An 8,304-nucleotide genomic window follows, 5' to 3' on the forward strand; every position below is an offset into this window, starting at 1 on the left:
TCGGGTCCGCTCCACGTCTACGTGGGCCACTCGCCGTGGGGCTACGACGACGGCCTGCGCCTGGGCCCGGACGACACGGTGTACCGCTCGCTCCTGCGCGGGGTGGGCCGGGATCGCGGGCACCTCGGAGCCGATCGAGCCGGCTCCGGCCTGGACGGTGATGATCGCGGTGCCGACGTCGACCGTCTGGCCCTCGTCGACGAGCACGTCGACCACGGTGCCGCTGAACGGCGAGGGGAGCTCGACGAGCGACTTGGCGGTCTCGATCTCGACGAGGACCTGGTTGACGGCCACCTCGTCGCCGACCTTGACCTTCCAGGCCACGATCTCGGCCTCGGTGAGACCCTCGCCGACGTCGGGGAGGAGGAACTGCTCTGTCATCGGGGGGACTCCTGTGGGCTCGTGCGGGCGGATGTCGCGCGCGTCAGTACGCGAGCGAGCGGTCGACGGCCTCGAGCACGCGGTCGACGTCGGGGAGGAAGAGCTTCTCGACCTTGGCGGGCGGGAAGGGGGTGTCGAAGCCGGCGACCCGGAGGACCGGCGCCTCCAGCGAGAAGAAGGCGCGCTCGGTGACGGTCGCCGCGATCTCGGAGCCGAGGCTCACGTTCGCGGACGCCTCCTGCGCGACGACGAGCCGACCGGTCCTGCGGACAGACGCGAGCAGCGGCTCCCAGTCGATCGGGGAGAGCGAGCGCAGGTCGACGACCTCGACGCTCGTGCCCTCCTCGCCCGCGAGCTCGGCGGCCTGGAGGAGGACCGCGACCATCGGGCCCCAGCCGACCAGCGTGACCTCCGTGCCCTGGCGGACGACGCGGCTGGCGTGCAGCGGCGCGGCGGAACCGCTGAGGTCGACGTCGCCCTTGGGCCAGTAGCGGCTCTTGGGCTCGAAGAACATGACGGGGTCGTCCGAGGCGATGGCCTCCTGGATCATCCAGTAGGCGTCGTTGGGAGTCGACGGGCTGACCGCGCGCAGGCCCGCGGTGTGCGCGAAGTACGCCTCGTTGCTCTCCTGGTGGTGCTCGACCGCTCCGATGTGCCCGCCGTAGGGCACGCGGATGACGACGGGCATGGTGATCGCACCCTCGTGGCGGTTGGTCATCTTGGCCAGCTGCGAGGTGATCTGGTCGAACGCCGGGTAGATGAACCCGTCGAACTGGATCTCGCAGACCGGGCGGAAGCCGCGCATCGCGAGCCCGATCGCAGTGCCGACGATGCCGGACTCGGCGAGCGGCGTGTCGAGCACGCGCTTCGCCCCGAACTCGGCGTGCAGGCCCTCGGTGATGCGGAAGACGCCGCCCAGGGGGCCGATGTCCTCGCCCATCAGGAGGACTCGGTCGTCCTGCGTCATCGCTCGGCGGAGGCCGGCGTTGAGCGCCTTGGCCATGGACATGGACTCGAGCTGCGACCCGGTGAGGGGCGGCTGCGCGGCCGTCGTGCTGGTGTCGATCGTCATCACTCGCCTCCGAACGATTCTTCGTAGCGCTGCAGCCACGCCTTCTGCTCCTCGACGAGCACGTGCGGCTCCGAGTAGACGTGGTCGAACATGACGCCCGTGGGTGGGACCTCGAGGGCGAGGAGGCGGCGGCGGATGTCGGACGCGAAGTCCTTCGCCTCCTCGTCGACCTCGTCGAAGAAGGACTGCTCCACGCCCTCGCTCCGCAGGAACGCGGCGAAGCGGGTGATCGGATCCTTCGCGACCCACGAGGCGAGTTCGTCGTCGGTGCGGTACTTCGTCGGGTCGTCGCTCGAGGTGTGCGCGCCGATCCGGTAGGTCAGCGCCTCGATGAACTGGGGACCGCCGCCGGAGCGCGCGTCCTGCAGGTGCTTGGCGGTGACCGCGTAGCTCGCGAGCACGTCGTTGCCGTCGATCTGCACGCCGGGGATGCCGAAGCCGGAGGAGCGGAGGTAGAGGGGGCTGCGCGACTGCGTGGCCACGGGGACCGAGATCGCGTAGTGGTTGTTCTGGAGGAAGAAGACCTCGGGAGCCTGGTAGCTCGCGGCGAAGACCATCGCCTCGCTGACGTCGCCCTGGCTGGAGGCGCCGTCGCCGAAGTAGACGACGACGGCCGCGTCCTTCTCGGGGTCGCCCGTGCCGGTCGCTCCGTCGAAGGTGAGGCCCATCGCGTAGCCGGTCGCGTGCAGGGCCTGCGAGCCGAGCACCAGCGTGTAGAGGTGGAAGTTCCCGTTCGTCGGGTCGGTCGGGTCCCAGCCCCCGTGCGTCGTGCCGCGCAGGAGCGCGAGGACGCCGAGCAGGTCGATGCCGCGGATCTTGCCGACGACGTGCTCGCGGTAGGAGGGGAACACGTGGTCCTGCGGGCGCATCGCGAACGCGGAGCCGACCTGCGCCGCCTCCTGCCCGTGGCTCGGGACCCACAGTCCGAGCTGGCCCTGGCGCTGCAGGTTCGCGGCCTCGGTGTCGAAGCGGCGGACCACCGCCATCTCGCGGTAGAAGGAGCGGTGCTGCGCCTCGTCCACCCCGTCGAGGTAGGAGGCGTACTGCTCGGCCGCGGGGGTCGGCGAGAACCGCCCGTCCGCGGAGAGGAACTGGACAGTCGGCGACTCCGTGCTGGTGGCTACCACCCGACTAACCTATCCGTCTCGCGGGGTGGCCCTCGGGGAGGGAAGCCACAATCTCGGCCGCCGCGCTGAGGAGCTTGTCGACAGAGCGCGCCTCGCCGACGGAGACGCGGATCCCCTCCGGCGGGAACGCGCGGACCACGACCCCGGCGCGCTCGAAGACCTCGGCCGCCCGCGCCGTGTCCTCGCGGGTGTCGAACCAGAGGAAGTTCGCCTGCGGCTCCGGGATCGTCCAGCCCTGGTCGAGCAGCGCCCGCCAGAGGTCGTCGCGGAGGCGGGTGATGCGGTGGACGCGCTCGAGGAGCTCCTCGCGGTGCTCGAGGGAGGCGACCGCCGCGGTCTCGGCGAACCGGGTGACCGAGAGCGGGATGGCGGTGGAGCGGGCGGCGTCGAGGATCCGCGCGTGGCCGATCGCGTAGCCGACGCGGAGGCCGGCGAGGCCGTACGCCTTGGAGAAGGTGCGGGCGATCACGAGGTTCGGGTAGCGGCCGAGCAGGCGGGTGCCGTCCACGGCCCGCTCGTCGTCGACGAACTCGGCGTACGCCTCGTCGAGGAGCACGAGGACGTCTCCCGGGACGCGCTCGAGGAGCGCCTCGACGTCGTCGGCGGTCGCGACGGTGCCGGTGGGGTTGTTGGGGCTGCAGACGATCAGCAGGCGGGTGCGCTCGGTGACGGCCTGCGCCATGGCGTCGAGGTCGTGGGTGTCGTCGGCGCGCAGCGGCACGCGCACGCTGGTGGCGCCCGCGGTCGTGACGAGCGAGGGGTAGGCCTCGAACGAGCGCCAGGCGTAGACGACCTCGTCGCCCGGGCCCGCCGCCGCGGTGATGAGCTGGGCGATGACCGCGACGGAGCCGGCTCCGACGATCACCTCCTCGATCGGGACGCCGTACTCCGCGGCGAGCGCTGTGCGCAGGGCGGTCGCCGCCGCGTCCGGGTACCGGTTGAAGTCGTCCACCTCGCGGACCCGCGCGAGCACGGAGGGCAGCGGGTCGAACGGGTTCTCGTTGGAGGAGAGCTTGAAGGCGTCGGCGGCGGCCGCGCGGCCCTGCTTGTAGGCGGGGAGCGCCAGGATCTCGGGGCGGAGGCGGACGGGAGGCTCCTGCTGGTCGGTCACCCGCCCCATGCTAGGCGGCGCGGCGGCGGGCGCCCCGCCGTTCCGCGCGCGCCGTCCCCCGCCCTCGACGGGCGTGCGCCGGGCCCCCTTCCCACCGGTCGAGCGCCGCCGGTGCGGCCCGGAGGTGCGGCCGACCCGGGTCTCGGATGCGCGAACCGCCCCGCTGACCGGCGCCCACGGCGGCCGTCCCCCGATTAGGGTGCAGTGATGCGGAGTCGAGGGCGAGCCGAGCGGCGCGGGGGTGCGCGCCCGCTCCTCCGGGGCGCCACGGCCGCGATCGCCCTGCTCATCGCCGCCGGCGCGCTCACCGGATGCACGCCCTCCGCGGAGGGCACGCAGGCGACCCCGACTCTCCGGGAGACGTCCATCGACGTCGCCGCTCCCCCGGCCTACACCGCCGCGCGCGAGGCCGGCCTCGCGCTGCGGAACGACTCGCTCGCGCTCCTCACCGCGACCGACGGCACCGTCGCGGGCGCGGCCCGCACCGATCTGCTGGTGGCGATCGGATCCCTGAACGCAGCGCTCGAGGGAGTCTCGGCCGACGCCATCACCACCGCGACGACCGCGGCCGGGGAGCAGCGGACGGCGCTGGCCGAGCGCGTGCTCGGCCTCGCCACGTCGACCCTCGCCTCCGGTCGCGGATCGACGTCCCGGCGGGCGGTGCTGACCGACGCGGTCGAGCAGCTCCGGAGCGCTCTCGCCTCGGGAGCCGCGGTCGCTCCGCTCGCCGTCGCCGTGATCGAGGCGCGCGAGCCGCTCGTCCCGGAGCCGGCTCCCGCGCCCGCCCCCGAGCCGACCGAGGCCCCGCAGCCGACGGCGGAGCCCCTGCCGCAGCCCGAGCCCACCGCGGTGCTCCCTCCGCGGACCTGCGCCGACGACCCCCGCCTCTGCACTCCTGCGCCCGAGCCGACCATCGGCGGGCCCCTCACCTGAGCCCCGGCTCGCGGCCCGCCCCGCCTGCGGGGATAGTGGAGGCATGAGCAGACTCCTCCTCGGCCTCCTGACCAACGCCGTCGCGATCTGGCTCACGACCCTGGTCGTGGCGGGCGTGCGCGTGGACCCGTACGAGGAGGGCCCCGCAGCGGCGGTCCTCACGTACCTGCTGGTGGCGGTGATCTTCGGCGTCGTCAACGCCGTCGTCGGCGGAGTGGTGCGGGTGGTCGCATTCCCCCTGTACGTGCTGACGCTCGGCCTGGTCTCGTTCCTCGTCAACGGCCTCCTGCTGCTCCTGACCGCCTGGATCAGCGGCCTCTTCGGCTTCGGCCTCGTCGTGGACGGCTTCTGGTGGGGCGTGCTCGGCGCCCTCGTGCTCGCCCTGGTGAACTGGTTCATCGGCCTCCTCCTGCGCCCCTTCCTCCGCCGCCGTCAGGACTGACACCGCGGGCTCGGCAGCCAGCATCGGCCGCGCCACCGCCGCCCGGGAGGCCGCGCGCGCCATCGGTGGACGGCGGCCGCGATCGGCCTGCTGTGGAGGAGCCGCGGTGCGCCATGATGGGCGGGTGACCCCCGACTCCCCTGCGCCCTCGGCCTTCGCCGTGTGCTTCGTCTGCACCGGCAACATCTGCCGGTCGCCGATGGCCGAGGTGGTGCTGCGCTCCCTGGCGGAGCAGGCGGGGCTCGGCTCCGCGATCGAGATCAGCTCGGCCGGCACCGGCGAGTGGCACCTCGGCGAGCACGCCGACAGCCGCGCCCTCGCGGCGCTGGAGCGACACGGCTTCGACGGGGGCCGCCACCGCGCCCAGCTCTTCGACCCGTCCCGCTTCGCCGAGTTCGACCTGGTCGTCGCGCTCGACCACGGGCACGAGCGCGCGCTGCGCTCCTGGGCGCGCACCGAGGTCGACCGGCAGAAGATCCGCCGCCTGCTCGACTTCGAGCCCGGCCTCTCCCCGCAGGGCGACGTCCCCGACCCCTACTATTCCGATGCGGCGGCGTTCGACTCGGTGCTCGCGCTCATCGAGCGCGCCTGCCGGGCCCTCTTCGCCCAGATCGAACCAGGACTGCGCGGCAACCGCTCGGTCCGCCCCGACTCCACCGACGCGCGCGCCGCCCTCGCGCAGGACACCTGAGAACCGGAAGGCACCACCGCATGACCTCGCTCCCCACCCAGCCGCTGAGCCCTCTCGACGGCCGCTACAGCGGTGCCGTCTCGTCGCTCGGCGAGTACCTCTCGGAGGCGGGGCTGAACCGCGCGCGGGTGCACGTCGAGGTCGAGTGGCTGCTGGCGCTGACCGACCGCCGCCTCTTCGGCTCCGAGCCCGTCGACGCGGCGACCGCCGAGGAGCTGCGCCGCCGCGCCCGCGACTTCGGCCAGCCCGAGATCGACGAGCTGGCCGCCCTCGAGGCCCGCACCCGCCACGACGTGAAGGCCGTGGAGTACCTCGTCCGCCAGTGGCTCGAGGAGCTGGGACTGCAGCGCATCGCCGAGCTCACCCACTTCGCCGCCACCAGCGAGGACATCAACAACCTCTCCTACGCGATCGTGGTCCGCCAGGCCGTCGGCGAGATCTGGCTGCCGAAGCTGCGCTCGGTCGTCGCGTCGCTCCGGGAGCTGGCCGTCCGCTACCGCGACGAGTCGATGCTCAGCCGCACCCACGGCCAGCCCGCGACCCCGACCACGATGGGCAAGGAGTTCGCGGTCTACGCGTACCGGCTCGAGCGGGTCGTCGCGCAGATCGAGGCGACGGAGTACCTGGGCAAGTTCAGCGGAGCGACGGGCACGTTCGCCGCGCACCTCGCCGCCGACCCCGGCACCGACTGGCCCGCCCTCGCGGAGGAGTTCGTCACCTCCCTCGGCCTCGTCTTCAACCCGCTGACCACCCAGATCGAGTCGCACGACTGGCAGGCCGAGCTCTACGGCAGGGCCGCGCACGCGAACCGCATCCTGCACAACATCTGCACCGATGTCTGGACCTACATCTCGCTCGGCTACTTCCGGCAGATCCCCCAGGCCGGAGCGACCGGCTCGTCCACGATGCCGCACAAGATCAACCCGATCCGCTTCGAGAACGCCGAGGCGAACCTCGAGCTCTCCAGCGCCCTGCTCGACTCGCTCGCGCAGACCCTGGTCACCTCGCGCCTCCAGCGCGACCTCACCGACTCGACCACGCAGCGCAACATCGGCGTCGCGTTCGGCCACTCCCTCCTCGCCCTCGACAACATCGCCCGCGGCCTGCTCGAGATCGACCTCGACCCGACCGCCCTCGCCGCCGACCTCGACGGCAACTGGGAGGTGCTGGCCGAGGCGATCCAGACGGTGATCCGCGCAGAGGTGGCGGCCGGCCGCTCCTCGATCACCGACCCGTACGCGCTGCTGAAGGACCTGACCCGCGGCAAGCGCCTCGGTGCCGACGACCTCGCCGTCTTCGTGCAGGGTCTCGACATCGGCGACGCGGCGAAGGAGCGCCTGCTGGCGCTGACGCCGGGCGGCTACACGGGCCTCGCCTCGTCGCTGGTCGACCGCCTGAGCTGATCCGCCGGGCAGCGAGCGCGCGGGTGCCGCCGTCCTCGAGAGCGAGCACTCCGACTCCTGCGTGCTCGCGGCGGCGCGGTCGACGGCGGCGCGATGTCGGGGGTCGCACCTAGCGTCGGCGGCATGGGAGCGTGCGCGATCGGAGGGTGCGCCTCCTCGGCCGAGACGGGCGCCCCCGTCGCGCTCTGCGCGGCACACCTAGGGCTCGCGCACGACTGGGTCGCCCGCGAGGACGGGGTGATCGACGCCCTGCCCTCGCCGTGCGCGGCGTGCGGGTCCCGCCTGGGCGTCCGGCTCCCCTCCGCCTGGCTCTGCGCCGCCTGCGAGTGGCGGCTCGGCGACGCACCCGACGGCGAGCTCCCGCCGCCCCGGGTCGACGTCGTCTACTACATCCGCTTCGGCGAGCGGATCAAGATCGGCACCAGCGGCAATCCCCGGCAGCGCCTCCACCGGCTCCGGCACGAGGAGCTCCTCGCGTTCGAGCGCGGCGGGCGAGCACTCGAGCAGTACCGGCACGCCCAGTTCGCCGACGAGCGCTTGGAGCGCACCGAGTGGTTCGCGCGCAGCCCCGCGCTCGACGCCCACATCGAGACCGTGCGCGCCGGGGAGACCGACCCCTGGGCCCTGCACCGCCGCTGGCGCAGCGAGGCGCTGGCCCTGCGGCTCTGACGCGTCGGCTGCGAGCGGGCGGCTGCGACTCGACCGCTCCGACTCGCCGGCTCCCACTCGACGGTTCCCGCTCGCCGGCACTGCATCCGCGGGTCCCGCTCCGCCGAGCCGGACACCGGGACGGAGCGCCGGGGAGGGCGCGCCGGGGACGGGTCCCCCGAGGACCGTCCCGCAGCCGCCGCGCGACGCGCTCAGCGCCCCCAGGCGTCGACGAGCAGCGGACCGCGGACATCGCGGAGCCGGTCGACCAGACGGTCTGCCAGCGCGGCCGTGACTCCCGTGGCGACCAGGTCGTGGGGGCCGAGCGGCAGCAGCTTCCCCGTGCGGACGCGCACCACCTCCCACCCGGCGGAGCGGAGCGCGCGGTCCTTCCGCCGGTCGGCCTCCTCGCGGTGCCCGACGTGCTCGAGTCCGTGACGGCCGGTGGAGTCGTACTCGATCGCGACGCGCAGCTCGCCGAGCACCAGGTCGGGCC

The 8,304-nt window shown here is 73.4% G+C and carries 9 protein-coding genes and 1 pseudogene; 5 read left to right on the forward strand and 5 right to left on the reverse strand.

Annotated elements, in window-relative coordinates; all coding sequences use genetic code 11:
* The 4 genes from C5C30_RS17005 to hisC all read right to left on the reverse strand — a co-directional run.
* A partial coding sequence (locus C5C30_RS17005) for a biotin/lipoyl-containing protein (RefSeq protein WP_308471030.1) occupies positions 1-381 on the reverse strand: 381 nt, incomplete at its 3' end.
* Between the two features lie 43 nt (positions 382-424).
* Positions 425-1,390: an alpha-ketoacid dehydrogenase subunit beta gene (locus C5C30_RS17010; protein WP_181027250.1), complete on the reverse strand. Its 966-nt coding sequence runs from the start codon at positions 1,388-1,390 to the stop codon at positions 425-427.
* Positions 1,391-1,452: 62 nt separating this feature from the next.
* Positions 1,453-2,580 (reverse strand): thiamine pyrophosphate-dependent dehydrogenase E1 component subunit alpha, encoded by a 1,128-nt coding sequence (locus C5C30_RS17015; protein WP_104247992.1) that lies wholly within the window; start codon positions 2,578-2,580, stop codon positions 1,453-1,455.
* A 4-nt stretch (positions 2,581-2,584) separates the two neighbouring features.
* Complete coding sequence (gene hisC / locus C5C30_RS17020) at positions 2,585-3,700, reverse strand: histidinol-phosphate transaminase (protein ID WP_104287790.1); 1,116 nt, start codon at positions 3,698-3,700, stop codon at positions 2,585-2,587.
* Between the two features lie 198 nt (positions 3,701-3,898).
* On the opposite strand from hisC, the gene C5C30_RS17025 reads away from it, so the two are divergent.
* From C5C30_RS17025 to C5C30_RS17045, 5 genes are all read left to right on the forward strand, one after another.
* Positions 3,899-4,624, forward strand: a complete 726-nt coding sequence (locus tag C5C30_RS17025) for a hypothetical protein (RefSeq protein ID WP_104334169.1) — start codon at positions 3,899-3,901, stop codon at positions 4,622-4,624.
* 43 nt (positions 4,625-4,667) lie between these two features.
* Entirely contained in the window at positions 4,668-5,066 is a 399-nt protein-coding gene (locus C5C30_RS17030; protein WP_104225199.1) for a phage holin family protein, read from the forward strand.
* 124 nt (positions 5,067-5,190) lie between these two features.
* Positions 5,191-5,757, forward strand: coding sequence for a low molecular weight protein-tyrosine-phosphatase (locus C5C30_RS17035; RefSeq protein WP_181027248.1), 567 nt, complete (start codon positions 5,191-5,193; stop codon positions 5,755-5,757).
* Positions 5,758-5,777: 20 nt separating this feature from the next.
* Positions 5,778-7,160 (forward strand): adenylosuccinate lyase, encoded by a 1,383-nt coding sequence (gene purB / locus C5C30_RS17040; RefSeq protein ID WP_104237969.1) that lies wholly within the window; start codon positions 5,778-5,780, stop codon positions 7,158-7,160.
* A 123-nt stretch (positions 7,161-7,283) separates the two neighbouring features.
* Positions 7,284-7,829 (forward strand): GIY-YIG nuclease family protein, encoded by a 546-nt coding sequence (locus C5C30_RS17045; RefSeq protein ID WP_104334170.1) that lies wholly within the window; start codon positions 7,284-7,286, stop codon positions 7,827-7,829.
* 191 nt (positions 7,830-8,020) lie between these two features.
* Here the strand turns inward: C5C30_RS17045 and C5C30_RS17050 are convergent.
* Positions 8,021-8,304, reverse strand: a pseudogene (locus tag C5C30_RS17050) (endonuclease domain-containing protein); the annotation flags it as partial.

This window comes from Rathayibacter sp. AY2B5 (genome assembly GCF_002931645.1).
In the GTDB taxonomy this organism is placed as follows: Bacteria; Actinomycetota; Actinomycetes; order Actinomycetales; family Microbacteriaceae; genus Rathayibacter.

Bases quoted from the DNA above. Each gene is read 5' to 3' on its own strand.
- C5C30_RS17010 (WP_181027250.1), bottom strand. From the start codon at position 1,390: ATGTCCATGGCCAAGGCGCTCAACGCCGGCCTCCGCCGAGCGATGACG.
- hisC (WP_104287790.1), bottom strand. From the start codon at position 3,700: ATGGGGCGGGTGACCGACCAGCAGGAGCCTCCCGTCCGCCTCCGCCCC.
- C5C30_RS17025 (WP_104334169.1), top strand. From the start codon at position 3,899: ATGCGGAGTCGAGGGCGAGCCGAGCGGCGCGGGGGTGCGCGCCCGCTC.
- C5C30_RS17030 (WP_104225199.1), top strand. From the start codon at position 4,668: ATGAGCAGACTCCTCCTCGGCCTCCTGACCAACGCCGTCGCGATCTGG.
- purB (WP_104237969.1), top strand. From the start codon at position 5,778: ATGACCTCGCTCCCCACCCAGCCGCTGAGCCCTCTCGACGGCCGCTAC.
- C5C30_RS17045 (WP_104334170.1), top strand. From the start codon at position 7,284: ATGGGAGCGTGCGCGATCGGAGGGTGCGCCTCCTCGGCCGAGACGGGC.